General features: G+C 73.2%; 20 protein-coding genes and 1 pseudogene. 7 read left to right on the top strand and 14 right to left on the bottom strand.

Features of this window, described 5'->3' with window-relative positions:
- Positions 1 to 57: 57 nt before the first annotated feature.
- Genes ACQEVZ_RS49495 through ACQEVZ_RS49505 form a run of 3 tightly spaced genes read right to left on the bottom strand, consistent with a single transcriptional unit; the run spans position 58 to position 3,551 of the window.
- Positions 58 to 234: a hypothetical protein gene (locus ACQEVZ_RS49495; RefSeq protein WP_433381880.1), complete on the bottom strand. Its 177-nt coding sequence runs from the start codon at positions 232 to 234 to the stop codon at positions 58 to 60.
- A 31-nt stretch (positions 235 to 265) separates the two neighbouring features.
- Positions 266 to 3,040 (bottom strand): Hsp70 family protein, encoded by a 2,775-nt coding sequence (locus ACQEVZ_RS49500; RefSeq protein ID WP_433381883.1) that lies wholly within the window; start codon positions 3,038 to 3,040, stop codon positions 266 to 268.
- 34 nt (positions 3,041 to 3,074) lie between these two features.
- The gene (locus ACQEVZ_RS49505) at positions 3,075 to 3,551 is read right to left on the bottom strand and encodes a group II truncated hemoglobin (RefSeq protein ID WP_433381886.1); all 477 of its coding nucleotides are present in this window, start codon (positions 3,549 to 3,551) and stop codon (positions 3,075 to 3,077) included.
- Positions 3,552 to 3,704: 153 nt separating this feature from the next.
- On the opposite strand from ACQEVZ_RS49505, the gene ACQEVZ_RS49510 reads away from it, so the two are divergent.
- Complete coding sequence (locus tag ACQEVZ_RS49510) at positions 3,705 to 4,034, top strand: winged helix-turn-helix transcriptional regulator (RefSeq protein WP_433381889.1); 330 nt, start codon at positions 3,705 to 3,707, stop codon at positions 4,032 to 4,034.
- Here ACQEVZ_RS49510 and ACQEVZ_RS49515 read toward each other — a convergent pair.
- The gene (locus tag ACQEVZ_RS49515) at positions 4,031 to 4,954 is read right to left on the bottom strand and encodes a zinc-binding dehydrogenase (protein WP_433386123.1); all 924 of its coding nucleotides are present in this window, start codon (positions 4,952 to 4,954) and stop codon (positions 4,031 to 4,033) included. The genes ACQEVZ_RS49510 and ACQEVZ_RS49515 overlap by 4 nt on opposite strands.
- A 74-nt stretch (positions 4,955 to 5,028) precedes the next feature.
- On the opposite strand from ACQEVZ_RS49515, the gene ACQEVZ_RS49520 reads away from it, so the two are divergent.
- Complete coding sequence (locus ACQEVZ_RS49520) at positions 5,029 to 5,739, top strand: HD domain-containing protein (protein ID WP_344499652.1); 711 nt, start codon at positions 5,029 to 5,031, stop codon at positions 5,737 to 5,739.
- 4 nt (positions 5,740 to 5,743) lie between these two features.
- On the opposite strand, the gene ACQEVZ_RS49525 is transcribed toward ACQEVZ_RS49520, so the two are convergent.
- Positions 5,744 to 6,262 (bottom strand): hypothetical protein, encoded by a 519-nt coding sequence (locus ACQEVZ_RS49525; RefSeq protein WP_354904401.1) that lies wholly within the window; start codon positions 6,260 to 6,262, stop codon positions 5,744 to 5,746.
- Positions 6,263 to 6,285: 23 nt separating this feature from the next.
- Between ACQEVZ_RS49525 and ACQEVZ_RS49530 the strand changes: the two genes are divergently transcribed.
- From ACQEVZ_RS49530 to ACQEVZ_RS49550, 5 genes are read left to right on the top strand one after another with little or no spacing between them, the layout of a single operon-like run.
- Complete coding sequence (locus ACQEVZ_RS49530; RefSeq protein ID WP_354904404.1) at positions 6,286 to 6,792, top strand: diadenosine tetraphosphate hydrolase; 507 nt, start codon at positions 6,286 to 6,288, stop codon at positions 6,790 to 6,792.
- 34 nt (positions 6,793 to 6,826) lie between these two features.
- Positions 6,827 to 7,363: a PadR family transcriptional regulator gene (locus ACQEVZ_RS49535; RefSeq protein WP_344499646.1), complete on the top strand. Its 537-nt coding sequence runs from the start codon at positions 6,827 to 6,829 to the stop codon at positions 7,361 to 7,363.
- Positions 7,357 to 8,004, top strand: coding sequence for an ABC transporter ATP-binding protein (locus tag ACQEVZ_RS49540; RefSeq protein ID WP_433381894.1), 648 nt, complete (start codon positions 7,357 to 7,359; stop codon positions 8,002 to 8,004). The genes ACQEVZ_RS49535 and ACQEVZ_RS49540 overlap by 7 nt, the downstream gene beginning before the upstream one ends.
- A 9-nt stretch (positions 8,005 to 8,013) precedes the next feature.
- Positions 8,014 to 9,960: a hypothetical protein gene (locus tag ACQEVZ_RS49545; RefSeq protein ID WP_433381897.1), complete on the top strand. Its 1,947-nt coding sequence runs from the start codon at positions 8,014 to 8,016 to the stop codon at positions 9,958 to 9,960.
- A gap of 10 nt (positions 9,961 to 9,970) precedes the next feature.
- Positions 9,971 to 10,861, top strand: coding sequence for an SDR family oxidoreductase (locus ACQEVZ_RS49550; RefSeq protein WP_433381900.1), 891 nt, complete (start codon positions 9,971 to 9,973; stop codon positions 10,859 to 10,861).
- Here ACQEVZ_RS49550 and ACQEVZ_RS49555 read toward each other — a convergent pair.
- From ACQEVZ_RS49555 to ACQEVZ_RS49595, 9 genes and pseudogenes are all read right to left on the bottom strand, one after another.
- Positions 10,854 to 11,231: an SgcJ/EcaC family oxidoreductase gene (locus tag ACQEVZ_RS49555; protein ID WP_433381903.1), complete on the bottom strand. Its 378-nt coding sequence runs from the start codon at positions 11,229 to 11,231 to the stop codon at positions 10,854 to 10,856. The two genes, ACQEVZ_RS49550 and ACQEVZ_RS49555, sit on opposite strands and share 8 nt — an antisense overlap.
- A gap of 34 nt (positions 11,232 to 11,265) precedes the next feature.
- The gene (locus tag ACQEVZ_RS49560; protein ID WP_433381906.1) at positions 11,266 to 11,634 is read right to left on the bottom strand and encodes an STAS domain-containing protein; all 369 of its coding nucleotides are present in this window, start codon (positions 11,632 to 11,634) and stop codon (positions 11,266 to 11,268) included.
- 49 nt (positions 11,635 to 11,683) lie between these two features.
- Positions 11,684 to 12,220 (bottom strand): STAS domain-containing protein, encoded by a 537-nt coding sequence (locus tag ACQEVZ_RS49565; RefSeq protein ID WP_433386125.1) that lies wholly within the window; start codon positions 12,218 to 12,220, stop codon positions 11,684 to 11,686.
- 6 nt (positions 12,221 to 12,226) lie between these two features.
- Positions 12,227 to 12,715, bottom strand: a pseudogene (locus ACQEVZ_RS49570) (SpoIIE family protein phosphatase); the annotation flags it as partial.
- Positions 12,716 to 12,944: 229 nt separating this feature from the next.
- Entirely contained in the window at positions 12,945 to 14,351 is a 1,407-nt protein-coding gene (locus ACQEVZ_RS49575; RefSeq protein WP_433381909.1) for an IS701 family transposase, read from the bottom strand.
- Between the two features lie 81 nt (positions 14,352 to 14,432).
- Positions 14,433 to 15,548, bottom strand: a complete 1,116-nt coding sequence (locus ACQEVZ_RS49580) for an IS630 family transposase (RefSeq protein ID WP_433386127.1) — start codon at positions 15,546 to 15,548, stop codon at positions 14,433 to 14,435.
- A gap of 43 nt (positions 15,549 to 15,591) precedes the next feature.
- The gene (locus tag ACQEVZ_RS49585) at positions 15,592 to 17,016 is read right to left on the bottom strand and encodes an IS701 family transposase (RefSeq protein WP_433376502.1); all 1,425 of its coding nucleotides are present in this window, start codon (positions 17,014 to 17,016) and stop codon (positions 15,592 to 15,594) included.
- An 81-nt stretch (positions 17,017 to 17,097) separates the two neighbouring features.
- The gene (locus ACQEVZ_RS49590) at positions 17,098 to 18,852 is read right to left on the bottom strand and encodes a glycoside hydrolase family 76 protein (protein WP_433381912.1); all 1,755 of its coding nucleotides are present in this window, start codon (positions 18,850 to 18,852) and stop codon (positions 17,098 to 17,100) included.
- Between the two features lie 4 nt (positions 18,853 to 18,856).
- Positions 18,857 to 21,544 (bottom strand): glutaminase domain-containing protein, encoded by a 2,688-nt coding sequence (locus ACQEVZ_RS49595; RefSeq protein ID WP_433386129.1) that lies wholly within the window; start codon positions 21,542 to 21,544, stop codon positions 18,857 to 18,859.
- Positions 21,545 to 21,605 lie beyond the last annotated feature (61 nt).

A 21,605-nucleotide genomic window follows, 5' to 3' on the forward strand; every position in this document is an offset into this window, starting at 1 on the left:
CACCGAACATCGGTCAAGGATGGAACTTAGCCGATTCAGTTACCAACCGCGCAGCGCTCACCGGGTCAGGTGCCCGCCCTGGCCGACCTCGTACGCCTCGGCGACCCATCCGGCGAACGCGTCGTCGAGCTGCCCGCGGTCGCCCGCACGCCTCGACCAGCTCGACGAATCAGTGGTACAGCTCCACGCTGCCGGCCGGCTTGCCGCGCAGGTGGTCTTCCACGGTCCAGTCATCGCGCTCCATGCGCTCGACCCTAGCCGCCGGTCAGGGGCCGTAGCGGCGGGTCGGCGGGGCGGCGGGTTTCGGGCCCGCGGGTTTGCGGGCGGCGGGGGCGAGGCAGAGCTGGGTCTGCTCCTGCATCGCGTAGGGCTGGGCGGGGTCGGGGCACGAGCCGGCCGGGAAGACCCTGGCGGTGACGGTGTAGGCGTCGGGCTCGGTGCAGTCGACGCGGCGGGCCTGGGCGCCGTCCTGGCGGACGCACTGACCGACCTGGATCGTGGGCAGCTGCTCCGACGGCGCGACGGCGAAGCCGACCCACACGCCGGCGGCGATGGCCACGACCGCGCCGGTGAGGGTGCCAGCGGTGATCTTCGCGGCTCGGACGGCCTTCGACCTGGTGCTGCCGGCCGTGATGTTCGCGGGCTTGCGGCGCACCTTGGGGATCTTCTGCGGCGCGGTCGTCGCGGGGGCGGGTGCCTGGCCGAACGCCGGCTCGGACCACGGCCAGGCTGACGACTGCCGCGACGCGCCGGTCGGGTGTGGGTGGGGGTCCACCCACGGGGCCTGGGGCGGCGCGGAGGCCGTGCTCGTCGAAGCGGCCTCGGGCGACCCGGTCGCCGGGTGCGTGGTCCACGCCTCGTGCGGGACGAACGTCTCCTGCGATTCCCACGCCTCCTGCTGATGCCAGGCTTCCTGGGGGGCGTGAGCCGCGTGCGGGGCGGCGTCTCGCGGGTCCCAGGACTCGTGACGGGCCGAAGCCGCGTGCGCAGCTCCGTACGGGTCCCAGGGCTCCTGGTGGCCGGGTGCCGCGACCCAGTCGTGCGGGGGCGCGGCGGCGTACTGGTCCGGCGTCGTGCGCGGGTCCCAGTGCTCCTCCTCGGGCGAGCCCCAGGAGTCCTGCGGCGCCCCGTCCGGGGACGGGGTCTCCTGCGGGTCCCAGCTGTCGTCTGCCTGAGGAACCGACGCCCGCTGGCGGCCGGAGCCGGGGTGCCTGCCGTACGTCCTGCGCCGGGCGCCCGGCGAGTGGTCCGCGGCGGACGCGCGCGCGGCCGATGCCGGGTGCGCGACGGGGGGCGGCTGCTCGACCGGGGGCTCCGGCTCGGCGTCGGTCACGTGCGAGACGGCGGACGCGTGTGCCCTGGACGCCGGGTGCGGGACGCGCGGCGGCTCCGGCTCCGGAGGCTCGGCGGCCTCGGGCTCCGCGGCCTCGGGCTCCGCGTCGACCACCGCACCAGCCACCTCGTCGGCCGCCGGCGGTCCGGAAACAGGCGGCGCCGACACAGGCGGCCCCGACACCGGCGGCCCAGAAACAGGCGGGGCGGAGACCGGCGGTGCCGAGACGGGCGGCGCCGCGGCCGACGGTACATCCGCCGGCGACGCAACAGGCGAGGCCGCATCGACCGGTGCGGCCGCCGACGGCACGCCGGCGGAGGACGGTGCGAAGGGCGACGGCCCGGCGGTCGGCACGAAGTGCGACGGACCGCCAGCCGGCGTGAAGGGCGAAGGCCCGGCAGCGGGCGCGAACGGCGACGGACCGGAGACGGGCGGCGTGAAGACGGGCGGCGACGACACCGGCGGGGCGGAGACGGGCGGCGCGGCGGTGGGCGGTACATCAGCCGCATCCGCAACAGGAGCAGCATCCGCAACAGGAGCGGCATCCTCAGAGGCCGCGTTCGCGGCAGCGGCAGCCGCGCGGGAGGCGGCCGCGGCGGAGACGGTGGCGGCGGTGGCGCGGCGCGGGCGGCGGGCGGCGTTGCGGGGGCGGACCGGCAGGCAGCCGTCGGCGACCGCGAGCGTCGGCCGGCGGTCCAGGGTCGGCTCGAAGCCGAGCCGGTCGCGCAGCAGCCGGGACACGAGCGGGATGCGGGAGGCGCCGCCGATGAGCAGCACGCCGGCGACCTCCTCGGCCATGATGCCCGCCTCCGTGATCGCGCCGCAGGTGGCCTCGACCGTCCGGTCGAGCAGCGGGCGGGCGACCTTCTCCAGATCTTTCCGGTCCAACAGGACCGATTCCTCGAACAGTGGCACCTGGATCGTGGTGGACTCGGCCACGGAGAGCAGTTCCTTCGCGGCGCGGACCGCGTCCAGCAGGCGCCGGCCGGCGCGCCAGTCCTCGACCGTCTGCGGGCGGGTGAGCCGCTCCCACCGGATGGTGTCGTCGGCGAGCACGGCGCCGAGGTGCCTGACGATGGCCGCGTCGAGGTCGAGGCCGCCCGCGTCGGGCAGGCCGCGCTGCGCGAGGACCTCGAACGTCGCGCCCGTCCGGCAGACGACGGCGGCGTCGAAGGTGCCGGCGCCCAGGTCGTACACGATGAGGGACATGCCGTCGGGGACGTCGAGGACGCCGGAGTCGACGACGTGCAGGGCCGCCGCGACAGGCTCGGCGACGAGCCTGGTGGGGCCCAGACCGATCTTCGCGGCGGCGCGCGTGAGCGTCTGCTGTTGGCGGCGGTCCCAGCAGGCGGGATGGCTGAGGGTCACGGTGCTCATCGGCTCGCCCGCGACGCGACGCGCCTCGGCCGCCACGCGGGCCAGGACCGCCGCGTACAGGTCGGTGACCGGGCACTCGACCCCGCCGAGGACGACGCCGCCGGTGTCGACGCAGCGCTTCGGGTACGCGGCGAGCCGGTCCGGGAACGACTGGCCGAGGGCGAGCGCGTCACGGCCGGCGAGCAGGTGCGGCGCGTTGTCCAGACACGTCGCGGACGGCATGAACTCCTCGCCGTCGAACAGCAGCGGATGGTGCACGCCGTCCGGCCCCGCGAGCACCGCAACGGTGTTCGAGGTGCCGAGGTCGACGCTCAGCTGATAGCCTCCCACCCATTCAGGCTAAATGTCCTACAGGCCCGTTGTCTCACGGTTGGTACGGAGGCGCGACACCCCACCCCCAGCGCGGGACGGGCGCTTCCTTCGGCGGCTGCGCGCCCGGTTGGGAGTTCTCCCGCGCCAGCCTCGTGCCCCACTCCAGGTAGCCCACGAACGCCGCCCGGAACTCGGGGTCGCCGGGCAGCCCGACCTCGTCCGCGGTGTCGAGCATCAGGTTCACCCAGCGGCGCCGCTGCTGCTCGGTGATCGCCCTGCCGAGGTGCTGGCTCAGCATGTACGGGTAGCCGCCGTGCCGCTCCGTGTAGGTGGCCGGCCCGCCGAACACCTCGGCCAGCCACACCGCGACGTGCTCGGCATGGTGCGGGCTCATGTGCGCGAAGACCGGCGCGAGCACCTCGTCCTGCGGGACCTTGCGGTAGAACGCCTCGGTGAGCTTCTTCAGCGCCTCGGTGCCGCCGGCCCACTCGTACAGCGTCGGTGTCTGGGACGAGTCAACATCGCTCATGCCGCCACCTCCGCTGCGCTCCGGCGTCGGCCTGAGCCGAAACTGTCACATGATGAGCGGCCCGAGCCGCTTCGCTGGCCTCTCATGGGAACACCCGACCACACCCCGCGGTTGTCGATCAAGTACGCACCTTCCGGTGAGTAGGAGCCCGTGTTGGACAAGCGCTACCACTGCCCGGTGGAGCTCGCCGTCGACGTGATCGGCGGCCGCTGGCGCCCGGTGATCCTCGCGCACCTGAAGGAGGGCGTGCACCGGTACGGCGAGCTCCGCCGCCGCATGCCGCAGATCAGCGAGAAGATGCTGGTGCAGCGCCTGCGCGAGCTGGAGTCCGACGGCCTGGTGTCCCGCCACGACCACGGCACCGTCCCGCCGCACGTCGAATACCGCCTCACCGACGAGGGCGCGAGCCTCGCCCCGGTCCTGCAGGCCCTCTACGACTGGGGCTCCGCCCGCGCCGCCCGCACCGGCACCCCCGTCGGTTAGACCGCCAGCAGGGTCTTGCCGATGGTCTGGCGGGACTCGATGGCGGCGTGGGCGTCGGCGGCGCGGGCGAGGGGGAAGGTCTGGCCGATGACCGGGCGCAGGCGGCCCTCGGCGGCGGCGCGCAGGGCTCGGGTCGCCAGCTCCGGGGCGCGGCGGCCGATCGCCAGCAGGTCCGGGAAGCCGAAGGCCGTCACGCCGTCGCCGGGCTGGGTCGGCGGGCCGCCCGCGGCGCCGTGGACGACGAACCGGCCGGCCGTCACGGCGAGGGCCGCGCGGCCGATGGCGCCGCCGACCCCGTCGTACACGACGTCGAGGTCCTTGAACGGCCCGGTCCAGCCGGGCGCGGTGTAGTCGACGGCCTCGGCGCCGAGGTCGCGGATCAGGGCCAGCTTCCGCTCCCCCGACGCCGCCCCGATGACGCGCGCGCCGGCGTCCAGGGCGAGCTGCACGAGGAGGCTGCCGACGCCGCCCGCGGCCGCCTCGACGAGCACGGTCTCACCCGGCCGCGGGCGGCCGAGCTCGTGCAGGCCGAGCGCGGTCCGGCCGTCGGCGACGAGCGCCGTGGCGTCCGGCGTGGGCACGCCGTCCGGGATCGGGACCGTGTCGCGGACCGCGGCGACGGCCAGCTCGGCGTAGCCGCCGGTGCCGTTCAGGCTCGCCACGACCCGCCGCCCGACGAGCGAGGGGTCGCCGCCCGGCCCGACCGCGGCGACGGTCCCGCCGACCCCGTTGCCGAGCACGGCCGGCGGGACCGCGCCCGCTTTCGGGGCCCGGCCGGCCCGGGTCTGCGTCTCGATGAACGTGATCCCGGCCACCTCCACCCGGATCAGCACCTCGTCCGGCCCGGGGACCGGCTCGTCCGCCTCCCCCAGCTCCAGCACCGACGGGGGACCGACCGCACGCCACCACACAGCTCGCATCACCCGGCGATCGTGCAACCTCAACTTGGGTTCAGGTCAACCCGGCGGTTGCCGTGATCCGGTATTAGTTGACGATGGACTATCCGGCGTATCTCGCGACGATGCCGATGCACGCGATCACCGAGGTCTACGGGGAGGACGGGCTGCGGGAGCGGTACCGGCTCGAGGTGCAGCGGTTCGCGCCCCAGGAGCGGGAGCGGCTGGTCGAGGCGCTGGAGCTGGCGGCGCGGTTGCACCAGGACGACCGGCGGGTGCGGGAGCCGTATGTCAACCATCTGCTGCGCGTGGCGATCCGGATCATGCACCACTACGAGGTCGGCGACGTCGACGTGATCGTGGCGGCGGTGCTGCACGACGCGGTCGAGGACCACCCGGACGAGCTGGCCGGCACGCCCGGCGCGACGGCGGAGGCGGCCCTGGCTGTGCTCGCCGCGCGCTTCGGCGAGCGGACGGCGCGGCTCGTCGCGGCCGTGACCAACCCGGTCTACGACCCGGCCGTCGACAAGCACACGCAGTACCGGCAGCACGTGCGCGACAGCCTGGAACGGGAGCCGTGGGCGCGGGTGCTGAAGGTCTCCGACTTCACGGACAACGGCGTCGGGGTCATCCACACCACGGGGCCGAAGGTCGCCTCGTCCGCGGCGAAGTACCGGCCGCTGGTCCCCGTCCTGCGCGAGCTGGTGGCCCGGCCCGACACCCCGCTGTCGCGGCTGGTGAAGCAGCACATCTTCCGCCAGCTCGACCTCGCCGAGGAGCGCTTCGCCGCGATCCTGGACCCGGCGTGACCGGCTACGGGGCGACCCTGACCGCGCCGGGGAGGTCGCCGGGGTCGGCCCAGCGGTAGGCGGTGGTGAGGCCGCGCGGGTCGAGGTGCAGGGCGTTGAGGATGAGGCGGTGCTGGAACTCAGCGTAGACGGGGCCGGTGCCGTCGAACTCGCCGCGCAGCGCCCGGCCGAGGCGGGTGGTGTCGACCTCGCCGGTGCCGAACGGGGCGAGGCGGGCGGCGTCGTCGGGGGTGGGGCGGTCGGAGCGGTACCGGTGCACGAACCGGCCCTCCCGGTAGGCCTCCAGCTGCAGCCAGTCGGAGTCCTCGACCACGTTGGCCAGGGTGGCCCAGCCGGTGCCGGCGCCGATGCGCTCCGCCAGGTCGCCGGGGTCGGCGAACTCGAGGTCGCCCTCGCGCGGGATGACCGCGGTCCGGTCGGGCGCGGCGGGCAGCGCGATCGCGTCGACGCCGGCCACGGCCAGCGCGTCGCAGACCGGTCCGAGCGCGGCGGCCACGAGCAGCGTCTGGTAGCTCGTCCCCATGCGCTGACGGTACCGTGACGGCGATGGACGACTGGCGCAAAGACCGTATCCGGTCGGCACTGGAAGGTCGCAACCCGACCGTGCTGGCCCGGCTGTCGTCGGGGTTCGCGGTGATCGGCGACACGCAGTTCCTGCCGGGCTACTGCCTCCTGCTGTCCGACGACCCTTCCGCGGACCGCCTGGCCGACCTGTCGCGCTCCCGGCGCCTGGCCTTCCTGGCGGATGTGGACCTCATCGGCGAGGCGGTGCAGACCGTGTGCGCGCGGCACGATCCGCAGTTCCGGCGGGTCAACTACAGCGTGCTCGGCAACCTGGACCCGATCCTGCACGCGCACATCCACCCGCGGTACGGGTGGGAGCCGCCGGAGCTGCTGCGCGGTCCGGTCAGTCACTACCCGGCCGCGGCGCACACGGTGCCGCTCGGGCCGGGGCACGACCAGCTGCGGGCCGACCTCGCCGCGGAGATCGCCCGGCTGAGCGCCGAGTACGACGAGCCGGCCCGCGTCCCGGAGGACTTTCCAGGACTCTAGCAACGCGGTTGCTAGTTGCGGTACTGTCCGACACATGTCGGTCAGTCGATCCCTGCTGGGCCTGCTCGAAGGGCAGCCACAGTACGGGTACACGCTGCGCCAGCGGTACGACCGCTGGTTCGCCGGCGGGCATCCGGTCGCCTCCGCCCAGGTGTACTCGTCGCTGCGCCGCCTCGCCGACGCCGGGCTCACCGAGCAGGTCGGCGTCGAGCCCGGCGGCGGCCCGGACCGGCGGCTCTACGGCATCACCGGCGCCGGCGTCGAGGAGCTGGAGCGCTGGCTCGCCGAGCCCGAGCTGCCCGACCTGCGCGCCGCCCGGCAGGTCCTGTTCGCCAAGATCGTGGTCGCGCTGCTGACCAGCCGGCAGCCGCAGCGGATCCTGGAGCGGCAGCGGCAGACGCACATGGCCCGCATGCGGCAGCTGCGCGAGGTCCGCACGGCGGGCGAGCCGATCGAGCAGCTCGACGCCGACTTCGAGATGTTCCACCTCGAGGCCGACCTGCGCTGGATCGACGCCGCCGGCCCCCGCATCGACCGCATCCGGGCGAGCCTCCAGGAGCACCCGTGCTGACGGGCCGGGGGCTGCGGCTCGCGTTCGGCGCCGCGCAGGCGCTCGACGACGTCGACCTGTCCGTCGCGCCGGGCGAGGTCGTGGCGGTCGTCGGGCCCGCCGGCTGCGGCAAGTCCACGCTGCTGCACGTGCTGTCCGGGGTGCTGGTCCCCGACGGCGGCCTCGTCACCTTCGAGGGCCAGGAGCTGAACGGGCTGTCCGACGACGCCCGCAGCGCGATCCGCCTGCGCCGCTTCGGCTTCGTGTTCGAGTCCGGCGACCTGATCCCGGAGCTGTCCCTGCTGGAGAACGTGGAGCTGCCGCTGCGCCTGCAGGGCCGCCGCGACTCCGCGGCCGGGCTCCTCAAGGAGCTCGATCTCGCCGACGTCGCCGACCGGCGGCCCTGGGAGGTGCCCGGCGACCAGGTGCTGCGGGCCGCCGTCGCGCGGGCGCTCGTCCACGACCCCGCCGTCGTCTTCGCGGACGAGCCGGCCACGGCCGTCGGCGACGCCGCCGGCGAGCTGCTCCTCGACGCGTTCACCAGCGCCGCCCGCCGCCGCGACGCCGCGATCGTGCTCGCCACGCGCCAGGCCCGCGTCGCCGCGTACGCCGACCGCACCGTCTTCCTCCACGACGGCCGTCCCACCGACTCCCCGATCTGAGGACGTGACATGGCACCCTGGCTGCGCCTCGGGATCCGGCTCACCTTCGCCGGCGGGCGCCGGGCGTGGGCCCGGATGGCGCTGATGGCGTCCGGCACCGCGATCGGCGCCGTGCTGCTGCTCGGCGCGCTCGCCGTCCCCGGCGTGATCGAGGCGCAGGACCACCGCGAGACCGCACGCGACATCGTCGTGGGCCCGGGCGACAAGGACGGCGGGACGCGCTTCACCATGATCCAGGACAGCATCGGCGGGCGGGAGCTCGTCCGGTTCGCGGTCGCGGCAATCGGATCCCGGGATCCGCAGGTGCCACCGGGGCTGGCGAAGGTCCCGCTGCCCGACCAGGCCGTCGTCTCGCCCGCGCTCGCCGAGCTCATCCGCACCGACCCCCGGGCCCGCGCCCGCTTCCCGCAGCGGATCGTCGGCACGATCGGCCCGGCCGGCCTCGTCGCCCCCGACGAGCTGCGCGCCTGGGTCGGCGTCGACCCCGCGGCGCTCGCCGACGCGCCCGTCATCATCGGCTTCGGCCCCCGCGGCGAGCCGCCCGTCCCGTGGGCGAAGTACTACGTGGGCGAGTGGATCGTCACCACCGTGCTCACCGTGTTCCTGCTGTTCCCGCTCGGCGCGCTGCTCGCCGCCTGTTCCGGGGTGGCCCCTGGCGTGCCGAGCCGCCGGTCCGACACGCTGCACCGCCTGGGCGCCAGCCGCCGCCAGGTGGAGCTGGTCGCGGCGGCCGAGACCGGCGTCGTCTCCGCGCTCGGCGCGCTGCTGGGCACCGGCGTGTTCCTGCTCCTGCTGCGGCCGCTGTCGGGCGGCTGGCACCTGGGCCGGTTCCACTGGTTCGCCACCGACGTGCGCACCCCACCCGCGATGATCGCCGCGGTGGTGGCCGGGCTGACGCTGCTCGCCGTCCACATCGACGACTACTCCGGCGGGCTCCCGCTGCCCCGCGACACTCCAGCGCCGCGCCCGACCGCGCGCCGGCTGCTCACCCCGGTGCTCGGTGTGGCGTCGGCGGCGTCGGTACTGGTGCCGGGGTTGCCCTTCGCCGCGCAGGCGGCTCTCTTCGGCGGCGGCGTCCTGCTGTGCGCCGCGGGCCTTCCGGCGGCGGTGCCCGTGCTCACCGCCTGGCTCGGCCGCCGCCTCGCCACCGTGGGCCCGGTGCCGGCGCGCCTGGCCGGCCGGCGCCTGGACCACACGCCGTCCCACGCGCCGCGGCACGTCGCGTCGGTCGCCGTGGCGTTGTTCCTCTCGGTCGTCGGTCTCGCCGCCGCGGCCGGCCACGCCGAATGGACCGGCCCGAGCCCGCGCAACGGCACCCCGCTGGCGACCTACATCGTCTTCGGCCCGACGGCCGGGCTGACGGAAGCACCCGGCGTCGACCGCGTGGCGGGGTCGTCCGACGACGGCCGGCAAACCGTCGTCGCCCTCTCCACCGATCCGGCCGACGCCGAGGCGTTCGCCGCATACCTCGCCGCGCACCTCCCGGCGACCTATCTGCAGCGGCCCGGCGACCTGCGGCCCGTCCCGCTCGGTGGGCCGCTGGAGTCGGCGCACGGCTTCGACCGCTCCGCCGGGCTGGTCCTGCCGTCGGTGACCCTCGCCGTCGCCGCGCTCCTCGCCGGGGCCGCGTTCGGGGTCGGCGCCATCGAACGGTTCCTGCAGCACCGCCGGCGCAACGCCCGTCTCCTCGTCGTCGGCGCGCCGTGGCGCACGGTCGCCGCGGCGGAGTTCCTGGCCGCCGCGGTCCCGCTCATCGTCGCCCTGGCCCTGGCCGGCGCCTGCGCCGGCGTCGTGCTCGCCGCCTGGACCGGGACGCTGTCACTGTCCACATCGGACGTCCTGGGCGCCACGGCCCCGGCGCTGTGGGTCGCGGCCGCGCTGCTGGGCGTCCTGGCCGCGATCGCGCCCGCCGCCGTCCGCCGCCGAGCCACCGCCACCGACCTGCGCCGCGCCTAGGATCGGTGGCATGACGATCCTGGTGACCGGCGCGACCGGCAACGTGGGCAGGCTCGTGGTGCGGCGGCTCGCCGCACAGGGAGCGCGGGTCCGCGCCCTCACCCGCTCGCCCGGCACGGCACGGTTCCCCGATGGTGTCGAGGTGCTCGGCGGCGACCTCGATGACCCGGCGTCACTCACAGGCGCGCTCCGCGGGGTCTCGCGGATGTACCTGTTCCCGGTCGCCCGCACCGCCCGCGACGTGGTGGAGCTGGCGGCGCGGGCCGGCGTCGAGCGGATCGTCACCCTGTCCTCGGGCGCCGTCACCGGCGGATACGACACCGACTTCCACCTGCCGGTCGAGCGGGCCGTCGAGGGCTCCGGCCTGCGGTGGACGCACGTGCGCCCCGGCGAGTTCATGCTCAACAAGCTGTGGCTGTGGGGACCGTCGATCCGCGCCGAGGGCGTCGTCCGCGAGCCGTTCCCCGACGCCGCATGGTGCCCGGTCCACGAGGCCGACATCGCCGACGTCGCTGCCGTGGCGTTGCTGGAGGACGGGCACCACGGCAGGGCGTACGACGTGAACGGCCCCGCGGTGATCACCCGCCGGGAGCAGGTCGACGCGATCGCCGCGGCGACCGGCCGGCCGGTGCGGCTCGAGGTGGTGACCGCCGGGCGGGCCCGGGAGCTGTACCGCGCGCAGGGCGGTTTCGCGGCGGCCAACGCGGACTTCCTGCTCGGGTTCGAGGACTACTCCGGCAACGTGCCCTCCGCCGACGTCGAGGCCACCGTCGAGGCCACTGCGCCGGTCCCGGTGGAGCTGCCGACGGCGACGCCGGTGACCGGGCGGGCGGCCCGCACGTTCGCGGAGTGGGCCCGCGACCACGCGGCGGACCTCAGGGACCTCAGGGACCTCAGCTGACGACCGGGGTGTTCTGGCAGGCGGTCAGCAGCCAGCGGCCGTCCTCGAGGGCCATCACGTAGACGGGGCTGCCCTCGGCGGTGCCGTCCGGCGACGCCGTCGTCTGGCGGACCCGCGCGGCGGCCACGTCGGGCCGGATGAACAGGACGTCGACCAGCTCATACGTGACGGTCGTGCCGCGCATCGCGCCGGGCAGCACCTTCCTTGTGAACTCGCCGATCTCGTCCCGGCCGGTCAGCCGCTTCCCGTGCCCAGTGGTCCAGACCGCGTCGTGGCGGAACAGCGCGACGAAGTCGTCGACCGCCTCCCGCCGCTGCGCGTCCTGCACCCTGCCGACGACGTCCCGGATCGCTGCGATCGCTGTGTCCATGCCGGACACCATCCGACCTCAACCGGGCTTCAGGTCAAGCCCCGTCGGCGCCGAACGCGTCGTTGACGGCGGGGAAGATGGGGACGCGCTGGTGCAGGCCCGCCAGCATGAGGATCCGCAGCTGCAGGGTGCCAGGGGTGACGATGAGGCACAGCCGCAGCCCCTTGGCGCCGCAGGCGTCGGCGAACTGCAGGAGCAGCCGGACCGCGGCGGCGCTGAGGAACTCGACCGCGAGCAGGTCGACGATGACGAGGCTGGGCGGCGGCATGGACACCACCGCCGCCCAGCACTCGGCGTGCACGGCCCAACTGGTGTCGGCGTCGACGTCGCCGACGATCCGCAGGATGAGGGCCTCGGGGGTGATGACCGGTGTGACGACGGCCCGGGCACGGTCAGGTTCCATGGTTTCACCGTTCTGACGTGCTGGGTGGAGCCGGTCACGGTGCGGTTCCTCAGTCGGCCTCTGGGTCGAGGGTGTCATGGTCGAGGGCGACCAGCGACATGATCGTTTCCGCGGGAGCCCCCACGGGCGCGTAGAGCCGCAGACTGGTGTCGTTGTCGCGGTGCAGGGCCGTCAGCCGGTGCAGCGCGGCGACGCCGGCGCTGGCCAGGTGGGTGACGCCGGTCAGGTCGACGGTCAGCGACCGGGTGCCGGTGGATCCGACGTTGCGGATCGCGCGGTCGAACTCGGCGACGGTGGCGGCGTCGACCGGGCCGTCGACGCGGATGCGCGGGCCCGGTGCCGACGGCTGCTCCAGGACCAGCAGGAACTCGGTGCGGGCGGGCGGCCGGGCGGACGCCCAGGCGAGGTCGCCGGCGGTCAGCAGCCGGGCCGGCCGGCTCACCTGGTGCGACACGGTGGCGGTGGTGCCCTGCTCGTCGTGCGCGATGCGCAGGCTGTCGACCAGCTGGGAGGTCATCTGCAGGCCGAGCCCGCGGTCGGCGGACGGGGCAGGCTCGCGCCAGCGGCCCCCGTCGGCGACCTGCATGACGACGCCGATCGGCCCCGCACCGGTGGCCGGCAGGTACCGGGCCGTGCCCGAGGTGGACACCACCAGCGGCGGCGGGTGGCCGGCGGTGACGTACCGCAGCGTTCCGATGCCGGGGTCGATCACCATCACGCACACCGTGGCGGCTCGCGCCCCGCGGATGCCGGCGGCGGCGGTGTCCAGCGCGGACATCGCGGCCGCGACGTCCGAGGTGGCGGCGACCAGGTCGACGATCACGCCGACGACCGCACCGTCCGGTCCGTGCCGGGGATGCCACCGCAGGTCCGTGTACACCTCGATCTGTTCCCCGGTGTCCTGCCACGTCAGCTGCGCCCGGAAGCCGCGGAGATGCACCGGCTGCCCCGAGGCCAGCACCTGATCGAAGATCGGCAGGATCTGCTGGCCCATCGACTCCGGGAACGCCTCCCGCAGCGGCATCCCGATCAGGCGACCACGCCCCGTGTAGGCCCGGAACGTGGCGTTCGTCGCCACGACCCGGTGGTCCGGCCTTCGGTGGCGTACGACACCACCGGCAGCTCCTCGTACACCGACCGGACCACGTCCGGGTCGCCGACCACGGCGGACAGCTCGTCTTCATCAGACACTTCCGGAAGCCCCTCCACGGCCGGCGATCGACGCAACTCCTCTCTACCACCATGGCGGCCCCACCGCACGATCGGTCGGCCGTGCGATCCTCCAGTCGGGGTCCGCTAGCGGTAGTTTGTTAGCTCAGGTGGTACAGGTACAGGGGTTGTCCACTTGCGACGGCGTCGAGGAGTGCCTGGAGCTCGGCGGGTGGGGGCCTGTTCGACCACGCCCGCCAACAGCGCCGCAACATGATCCAGGGAACGAGCCAGCCGCGGACCTCCCGGATGGTTCGGGGCCAGCACAGGGCTGCCGACGGCCTGCCGGGTGCGGGTCCCCTCTCTCGAGCACCGGGATCAGGGGGTGGTGCTGCTGGCTGTGACGGTGCTCGATCTGCTAACCAGGCATCCCAGCAGAAGCAAAACGCGCAGTTGACCAGGGTCTGATGGCGACGGATGGCGGTGTCGGAACGGGCTTGGAAATCGGCCCACCCGAGTTCGTCCTTGACCTGCTTGTAGCCCTGCTCGATCCAGTGCCGGATCCCATAGATCCACACGATCTCCGCCAGGTCCGCGGGTGGATGAGGGCTGTCGACAGCCCGGGGGCCGCCGAGTCGAGGCAGATCGGTGGCCAGATACCAGGTGGCCTTCTCCGGCAGGGTGGCCGGGTCGGCGGTGGCCACGACCAGCCGGGTCGTCCCGTCCGGCCCCCACCAGCCCAGCCGCGCCTCGGCGGCCCACCACGTCTGGGTATGCCCGTCGCGGAACGTCCGGGGCGCCGGCGTCCAGTCGCCCGGCTCTTCGGGACTGTTCCAGGCCAGGTCGCGGGCAGCGTCGACGGGGGTGTACGCCTGGTCTGCGTAGGCCCATGTCCCCCGGTGCGGTTTGAGGGCCATGACGAATGGCAGTCCCGCCGCGCGGAGGTCGGCCCGGAAGCCGTCCTGGTCGCCGTAGGCACAGTCGGCGGCCACCGCGCGGAAGACCACGCCCGACTGACGGGCTTGCACGGCCAGGTCGGCAGCGATCTGCAGCTTGGTGCGGAAGTTCGGGAAGTGGTGCGCGGGGGTGTAGGGCACCGCATGCAGCGGGTAGTACAGCCGCTCGTCGGCCCACAGGGTGGTCACGGTGACGATCCCGCGGTCGGTCTTGCCATAGCGGCCCAGCCACTGGTTGCCCACATGCGCGGTGGCGGTACCGTCCTTGCGGTCACCGGAATCGTCGACGACCAGCACCCCACCGGCATGCGGCGCGGTGGCGGGATCAGCCAGCAGCAACTCCACCCGCCGGGCGTTGACCTGCTCATGGTCCCAGGTGGACTCCGACAGGAAGAACTGCAGCCGTTGTACCGCCGGATGCTGAGCCCCGATGACCGGCTCAGCCCCGGCCAGACAGGTCAACGTCTTGTTCCGGTCACGCGGCGCGAGCAGCCCGGTCAGGTACTCACGAAACCCCCGACGCTGGGCCAGCCTGCCGAACAGATCATCGAAGCGGGCAGCGTAGCCCTCCAACGAACCCGGCGCCGGTGGACACCGACGACGCACAGTCATCGCTCACACCTCAGCAAACCTACAAAAGTCCGAACACTTCACGGCTATTACTGCCCAGAAGCCGCAGGCAACAAACTACCGCTAGTGGTCCGTCTGTGTTTTGATCTGGTGGAGGGTGTCGCGTCCGCGTTGGACCTTGGCGATGATGTCTTCTGCGGTGGCTTTCCAGATGAAGGGCTTGGGGTCGTCGTTCCAGGCGGTGGCCCAGGCGGTGATGGCCTCGGTGAGATCTGCCACGCTGGTGAACCGTCCACGGCGTAGCCGTTTGTCGGTCAGTTCCTTGAACCAGCGCTCGACCAGATTCAGCCAGGAACTGGATGTGGGAATGAAGTGCAGGTGCCAGCGTCTGCGGTCGCGGTGGGACAGCCACCTGGTCACCTCCGGCGCGCTGTGTGCTGACAGGTTGTCCAGCACGACGTGCACGGCCAGTCCCCGTGGCACCGTGGCGTCGAGCTGCTGAAAGAACCGCAACACGTCGCTTGCGGCGTGAGCCTGCCGGCAGTGGGTGAGGACCTCACCGGTGGCGATGTTCAGCGCGGCGAACAGGTCGACGGTGCCGTTGCGCTTGTAGTCGTGGGTCATCGTGCCCGCCCGGCCCGGCTTGAGCGGCAGACCGGGCTGGGTGCGGTCCAGGGCCTGGCACTGGGGCTTCTCGTCGAAGCTGAACACGACCGCCCGCGCCGGCGGGTTGAGGTAGACACCCACCACGTCGACCAGCTTCTCCTCAAATCGTGGATCGTTGCTGACCTTGAACGTTTCGACCTTCCACGGTTTGAGGTTGTGGTCAGCCCAGATCCGGGCCACCGCGTCCTTACCGATCCCGACCCGCCGCGCGAGGGACCGCGTCGTCCAATGCGTCGACCCGCCTGCGGGGGCTTCGTGCAGGGTCAACCGCACCACCTCCGCGACCGTGCCCGCCGGCAGGGACGGCTTACGACCGCGTCCCTTCGCGATGACACCGACCCCCTGCGGACCCGTCTGCAGAAACCGGGCACGCCACCGCCGCACCGTGTCCGAGTCGACCCCACAACGACGGGCGATCTCCTCATTCGCGATCCCATCCGCCGCCCACAGCAACGCTTCGGCCTGGACCACCTTGCGATGAGCAAGCACCGCCGACCTGGCCATCCGACCCAACTCGGCCCGCTGCTCACCGGTGACCGGCAACGCCGGAGCCGTCCTCACTGGCATACGCAGTACTACCGCGCTATCTCACCGACAAACCACTAGCGGTAGTTTGTTAGCTCAGGTGGTACAGGTACAGGGGTTGTCCACTTGCGACGGCGTCGAGGAGTGCCTGGAGCTCGGCGGGTGGGGGCCTGTTCGACCACGCCCGCCAACAGCGCCGCAACATGATCCAGGGAACGAGCCAGCCGCGGACCTCCCGGATGGTTCGGGGCCAGCACAGGGCTGCCGACGGCCTGCCGGGTGCGGGTCCCCTCTCTCGAGCACCGGGATCAGGGGGTGGTGCTGCTGGCTGTGACGGTGCTCGATCTGCTAACCAGGCATCCCAGCAGAAGCAAAACGCGCAGTTGACCAGGGTCTGATGGCGACGGATGGCGGTGTCGGAACGGGCTTGGAAATCGGCCCACCCGAGTTCGTCCTTGACCTGCTTGTAGCCCTGCTCGATCCAGTGCCGGATCCCATAGATCCACACGATCTCCGCCAGGTCCGCGGGTGGATGAGGGCTGTCGACAGCCCGGGGGCCGCCGAGTCGAGGCAGATCGGTGGCCAGATACCAGGTGGCCTTCTCCGGCAGGGTGGCCGGGTCGGCGGTGGCCACGACCAGCCGGGTCGTCCCGTCCGGCCCCCACCAGCCCAGCCGCGCCTCGGCGGCCCACCACGTCTGGGTATGCCCGTCGCGGAACGTCCGGGGCGCCGGCGTCCAGTCGCCCGGCTCTTCGGGACTGTTCCAGGCCAGGTCGCGGGCAGCGTCGACGGGGGTGTACGCCTGGTCTGCGTAGGCCCATGTCCCCCGGTGCGGTTTGAGGGCCATGACGAATGGCAGTCCCGCCGCGCGGAGGTCGGCCCGGAAGCCGTCCTGGTCGCCGTAGGCACAGTCGGCGGCCACCGCGCGGAAGACCACGCCCGACTGACGGGCTTGCACGGCCAGGTCGGCAGCGATCTGCAGCTTGGTGCGGAAGTCTGGGTCGTGCTTGCCTTTCGGGAAGTGGTGCGCGGGGGTGTAGGGCACCGCATGCAGCGGGTAGTACAGCCGCTCGTCGGCCCACAGGGTGGTCACGGTGACGATCCCGCGGTCGGTCTTGCCATAGCGGCCCAGCCACTGGTTGCCCACATGCGCGGTGGCGGTACCGTCCTTGCGGTCACCGGAATCGTCGACGACCAGCACCCCACCGGCATGCGGCGCGGTGGCGGGATCAGCCAGCAGCAACTCCACCCGCCGGGCGTTGACCTGCTCATGGTCCCAGGTGGACTCCGACAGGAAGAACTGCAGCCGTTGTACCGCCGGATGCTGAGCCCCGATGACCGGCTCAGCCCCGGCCAGACAGGTCAACGTCTTGTTCCGGTCACGCGGCGCGAGCAGCCCGGTCAGGTACTCACGAAACCCCCGACGCTGGGCCAGCCTGCCGAACAGATCATCGAAGCGGGCAGCGTAGCCCTCCAACGAACCCGGCGCCGGTGGACACCGACGACGCACAGTCATCGCTCACACCTCAGCAAACCTACAAAAGTCCGAACACTTCACGGCTATTACTGCCCAGAAGCCGCAGGCAACAAACTACCGCTAGCTGGACAGGACGGCGGACAGGGCGCTGGCCTGGGTGCGCCAGTCCGCGGGGGCGGACGAGGAGGCGGCCCAGCGGGAGCTGACCCGGTTCAGGGAGTCGCGGCCGTTCCACACGGTGTTCGCCTGCGTGGTGCGGAACGACTGGAACTGGGTGCCCGCCTCCGCCAGGTACCCCATGAAGATCCCCTTGAACTGCTTGCCGTTGTCGTCGCAGGTGGACGGTGCGACGTCGCACGCCTCGGTGAGCACGCCCGAGCGGACCAGCGGCGAGGCGAGCGCCGCCGTGCCGAGCTGGCGGGCGCGGTCCTGGTAGGCGGCGGTGCCGGTGGCGCGGTAGAGCTCCATGGCGGCGCCGATCGCGAGGCCCTGGTTGTAGCTCCACACCGTCTGCCCGTTGTTGGCGCAGCCGGTGGTGAGCCCGTCGTTGACCAGCCCGGAGGCGTTGATCATGCCGCTGGCGGTGAACCAGTTCCACGACGTGACGGCGCGCTGCAGCCAGGTGGTGTCGCCGGCGAGGCGGTTGTGCAGGGCCGCGGTGAGCCGCACGTACAGGCCGATCGTGACCGCGTTCTTGTAGGTGCGCTCCCGGTCCCACCACACGCCGCCGCCGCAGGTGGACGTGTCCCAGAAGCCGTGGACGTAGGCGGCGATGGTGACCGCCTCGTCGAGGTAGGCGCGGTCGCCGGTGAGGTCGTAGGCGGCGACCCAGGTCAGGCCCCACCAGGCGCTGTCGTCGATGGAGCGGCTGATGAAGTGCCCGTCGATCGGGTCGGAGGAGCGGGCGCCGGCCGGGAACGCGACCCGGTTCACGTCGAACGTCCGGCGCACCGTCCACAGGTACCGGTTGTCGCCGGTGCGGCGGGTGTAGTCGATGACGGTGCGCAGCGCGACGGCGGAGTTCCACCAGCTCGACGGCCACCACGCGGTGCTCGGGTCGTAGGAGTGCATCAGCGCGTCGGCCATCGCCGAGGGACGGTTCGAGGACGGGCGCGCCCACGCGGTGCAGGTGACAGAGCCGGCCCGCCCGCAGGCCCGGATCGCGCCGCCGTACAGCAGCGACACGGGATCGGCGGTGTTGAACCTGGCGGTGCGCGCCGCCGTGGTGCGGCCGAGCAGCGAGCCGCCGGGCCAGGACGCGCCGGCGTCCCAGGAGCGGTCCAGCCACACCTCGTCGCCGGCCTGCGCGCCCGACATGGTGCCCCACGCCATCCCGGCCGCGTCCAGGTGCAGCCCGAACGTCCGGCCGTTGAGGCTGGTCGTCCTGACGGTTTCGGCGTCGGTACCGCCGGAGGCCCCGTCGCACGTCGGTGCGCACAGCGGCAGGTGGCTCCAGCCGGTGCAGGTGACCCCGCCGGCGTCGCCGCACGCCCGGATCACGCCCCGCCGGTGGTGCGACGGGTCGCCCACGTTGTACATGAGGGTGCGGGTGCCGGTCCAGGTGCCCGGGATCGACGCCTTGCCGAGCAGCCCGTCCCAGGTGGCGCCGCCGTCGAAGGACCGGTCGAGCCACACCGAGTCGCCGACGACGCCGGCGTCGATGCTGCCCCACGCCATGCCGTCCACATCGGACACGTGCAGCACGAGGCGGCGGCCGTTGATCACGACCGTCGGGACGGGGAACGTCTCCTGCCGGGCGAGGGACGGGTCGCGGGTGTCGCAGTAGAGCGCGCAGATCGCGGCCGCGGCGTGCGCGGCCGGCCCGGGCAGCACGATGAACCCGAGCAGCAGCAGGGATACCAGGACGCGTCGCATGAGGTCACCTCAGCACTCTGACATCGGTGGTCGTCAGGGCCCGGTTCCAGACCCTGACCCGGTCGACCTGGCCGGGAAGGAAGTCGGCGGCGGCACCGTTCCACCTGCCGCGGCCGATCGCGAAGGCCCCGCCCGAGGCCCACGCCGAGGATTTCGAGGCGGTCGCGACGAGGACGCCGTTGACGTGGAGGCGCAGCTGCCCGGCGGCGGCGTCGCGGACCCCGACGAGGTGGGTCCAGCCGCCGGCCTGCGGCGGGAACGGCGACACCGCGCGGGTCGCGGCGGCGCCGGCGGTGTCCGCGGCGAGCATGGCGAAGGCCCACGCGTTGTCGGCGGCGGAGTACTGCAGGTAGAAGCCGGACAGGCGGGTGCCGTCCTGGCTGACGACAGTGCGGAAGCCCGCCAGGCTGCCGGGGTTGGCCCGGGCCATCACGGTGAAGCTCGTGTCGGTGCGCACCACCTGCCGCGCGGTGATCGGAGCCGCCGAGCCGGTCAGGTTCAGCGCGCCGCCGCTGACGGTGCCGCCCGCGCCGAGGTCGTTGCCGTTGCCGCTGGCGTCCGACGGCCCGGTGGTGAAGGGCCACGCGCCGGTGAGGCCGTTCGGCACGGACCGCAGCGACATCAGCGCCAGGGCGCCGCCCATGACGGGTCGCGCCGCGAAACCCTGCTGGTTGCCGGAGTCGGTGTCGTGCCAGTCGGAGCACGGCACCCGCGACGTGGTGGTGTTGGCGTACAGGTACGCCTTGGCGATGAGCGCGTCGCGGGCGGCCGGCTGCGCGGCGAGGAAGCCGGCGGTCCACAGCTCCCAGTCGACCTTCGTGTACCCGTGCCGCGGGTCGAGCGGCACCCCGTAGGCGTGCTGCTGCGACAGGTACCAGGCGGCCTCCTCCGCGGCGATCGCCGGCGGGACCAGGTTGGTGCCGAGCAGCCGGTCGGCGAACCCGTTGTACTTCAGGCTCCACGTGGTGTCGGCGCCGTCGTAGGTGAGCTTCAGGTGGGCGCGGCCGCCGTTCTGCGCCATCGTCGCCCACTGTCCGATGTAGACCTTCGCGGTGGCGGCGTAGGTGGTGGTGGTGACGCCGGCGGCGCGGGCGATCGAGTCCATCGCGGCGATGCCGACGATGCCTTTCAGCGCGAGGTTGACGCTGTGGGCGATGAAGCCGGTGAAGTCGTCGGTCTGGTTCTGGTTGCCGGGGTCGGGCAGGTTCGCGACGAGGTAGTCGGCCCACTGCCGCAGCTTCGCCAGGTGCGCGGTGGCGTAGGCGGTGGCCTTCGCGGCGGGCATCCGGGCGATGAGCGCGGCGACCATGATGAGCATGTTCGCGGACTCCTCGACCGGCATGTCCTCCTCGTCGGTGCCGATCCGGCCGAACGCGTTGGGGTAGACGCCGAGGTCGTGCGGCGCGTGCGGCTTGTCGAACCCCCGCAGCTCGGTGTAGTCGAACAGCGGCGCGAGCAGCAGCTCCAGGTAGCGGGGGCTCAGCGCGAGGTACGCGGGGAACGCCGGGTACATGACGTCGACGGTGCTGAAGTCGCCGTTGGACGAGATCTCCTTCAGCGTGGCCCACGGCGCGCCGCCGCGGCTGACGAGTTCGGTGCCGCCGAACGCCTGCCGCAGCACGAGCGAGCACAGCGCCGCGTACTGGGTGCCGCCCGCCTGCTGCGCGGCCGCGGTGACGGCGGCGTCGGTCGCGGCGGCGCCGGCCCGGGCCGCGTCGCGGTCGGCGCGGAACCAGCGCAGCATGTCCTGCCAGGTCGCCCACTGGGTCCGCCAGTACGGGTCGAGATTGGCGCCCAGGTAGGACACGGCCGGCGTACGCACGTGCCCGATGACGCAGACGACCGCGGGGCTGCCGGCGGCGCCGACCTGGCCGAGGTCCCGGCTGAACGCGAGGACCGGCCACGCGTTGTCGATGGCCCGCGGCTGGTTGGTGTCGGCCGTATTGAGCAGGGTGGCGTTGGCGGCGCCGCGGGCGCGGACGGTCGCGTCGGCGCCGGTCTGCCAGGTGAGCCCGGCGACCTCGTCGGTGGAGAAGACGACGGTGCCCCAGGACGCCTGGTCGCCGACCTCGCCGAGGACCGTCGGACTGGTCGGTGCGCAGGTGTGGACCCGCTGGTCGCCGACGACGGCGGTGCTCCAGCCGATCTGCTTCGTCCGGTCGCCGTGCGCCCACTCGCCGGAGATGTCGAGGTAGACGCTGACGGCGTGGCTGCCGCCGTCGGTGGCGGTCGCGGTGACGCTCAGGTAGCTCATCGGCACCGACTGGCGGCGCAGGTTCGCGGGGTCGACCGGCGACAGGAACTCGACCTCGAGGCGGACCGCGCCGGCGGTGATCGTGAACGTGGAGCGGGTCGCGGTGACGACGAGCGCGGTCTGCGTGGCGAGGGGCCAGCCGCCGCTCGGCGAGCCCATGAACACGAACGGCTGGCCGTCGACCCGCACGATGCCGGTCATCGCGGTCGCGGCGCCGGCCCAGAACGTGGGCCAGTTGCCGGGCAGCGTGTCGGCGCGCAGCCACGTCGACAGGTACGGCGACCGGACCGCCAGGGGCGTCGCCGGCGGCCGGATCGGGCTGAACGTGGACGCCGCCAACGCCTCGGCCGCCTCGGCGTCCAGGGTGACCCCGGCCGCGCCGGCCAGCCCGGCGAGTGCGGCGAGCCGGAGGACGTCCCGGCGGGACGCGTGTGGCATCGATGTCACGTTGGGCTCCCCATGGCGGTGGAAGGGCCGACGGATTCGACATCAGCAAACA

Source organism: Dactylosporangium sp. CA-152071 (genome assembly GCF_050936335.1).
GTDB lineage: Bacteria > Actinomycetota > Actinomycetes > Mycobacteriales > Micromonosporaceae > Dactylosporangium > Dactylosporangium maewongense.

Bases quoted from the DNA above. Each gene is read 5' to 3' on its own strand.
- ACQEVZ_RS49590 (WP_433381912.1), bottom strand. From the start codon at position 18,852: ATGCGACGCGTCCTGGTATCCCTGCTGCTGCTCGGGTTCATCGTGCTG.
- ACQEVZ_RS49520 (WP_344499652.1), top strand. From the start codon at position 5,029: ATGGACTATCCGGCGTATCTCGCGACGATGCCGATGCACGCGATCACC.
- ACQEVZ_RS49555 (WP_433381903.1), bottom strand. From the start codon at position 11,231: ATGGACACAGCGATCGCAGCGATCCGGGACGTCGTCGGCAGGGTGCAG.
- ACQEVZ_RS49595 (WP_433386129.1), bottom strand. From the start codon at position 21,544: ATGCCACACGCGTCCCGCCGGGACGTCCTCCGGCTCGCCGCACTCGCC.
- ACQEVZ_RS49585 (WP_433376502.1), bottom strand. From the start codon at position 17,016: ATGACTGTGCGTCGTCGGTGTCCACCGGCGCCGGGTTCGTTGGAGGGC.
- ACQEVZ_RS49495 (WP_433381880.1), bottom strand. From the start codon at position 234: ATGACTGGACCGTGGAAGACCACCTGCGCGGCAAGCCGGCCGGCAGCG.
- ACQEVZ_RS49550 (WP_433381900.1), top strand. From the start codon at position 9,971: ATGACGATCCTGGTGACCGGCGCGACCGGCAACGTGGGCAGGCTCGTG.
- ACQEVZ_RS49515 (WP_433386123.1), bottom strand. From the start codon at position 4,954: ATGCGAGCTGTGTGGTGGCGTGCGGTCGGTCCCCCGTCGGTGCTGGAG.
- ACQEVZ_RS49505 (WP_433381886.1), bottom strand. From the start codon at position 3,551: ATGAGCGATGTTGACTCGTCCCAGACACCGACGCTGTACGAGTGGGCC.
- ACQEVZ_RS49525 (WP_354904401.1), bottom strand. From the start codon at position 6,262: ATGGGGACGAGCTACCAGACGCTGCTCGTGGCCGCCGCGCTCGGACCG.
- ACQEVZ_RS49560 (WP_433381906.1), bottom strand. From the start codon at position 11,634: ATGGAACCTGACCGTGCCCGGGCCGTCGTCACACCGGTCATCACCCCC.
- ACQEVZ_RS49530 (WP_354904404.1), top strand. From the start codon at position 6,286: ATGGACGACTGGCGCAAAGACCGTATCCGGTCGGCACTGGAAGGTCGC.
- ACQEVZ_RS49545 (WP_433381897.1), top strand. From the start codon at position 8,014: ATGGCACCCTGGCTGCGCCTCGGGATCCGGCTCACCTTCGCCGGCGGG.
- ACQEVZ_RS49565 (WP_433386125.1), bottom strand. From the start codon at position 12,220: ATGCAGGTCGCCGACGGGGGCCGCTGGCGCGAGCCTGCCCCGTCCGCC.
- ACQEVZ_RS49575 (WP_433381909.1), bottom strand. From the start codon at position 14,351: ATGACTGTGCGTCGTCGGTGTCCACCGGCGCCGGGTTCGTTGGAGGGC.
- ACQEVZ_RS49535 (WP_344499646.1), top strand. From the start codon at position 6,827: ATGTCGGTCAGTCGATCCCTGCTGGGCCTGCTCGAAGGGCAGCCACAG.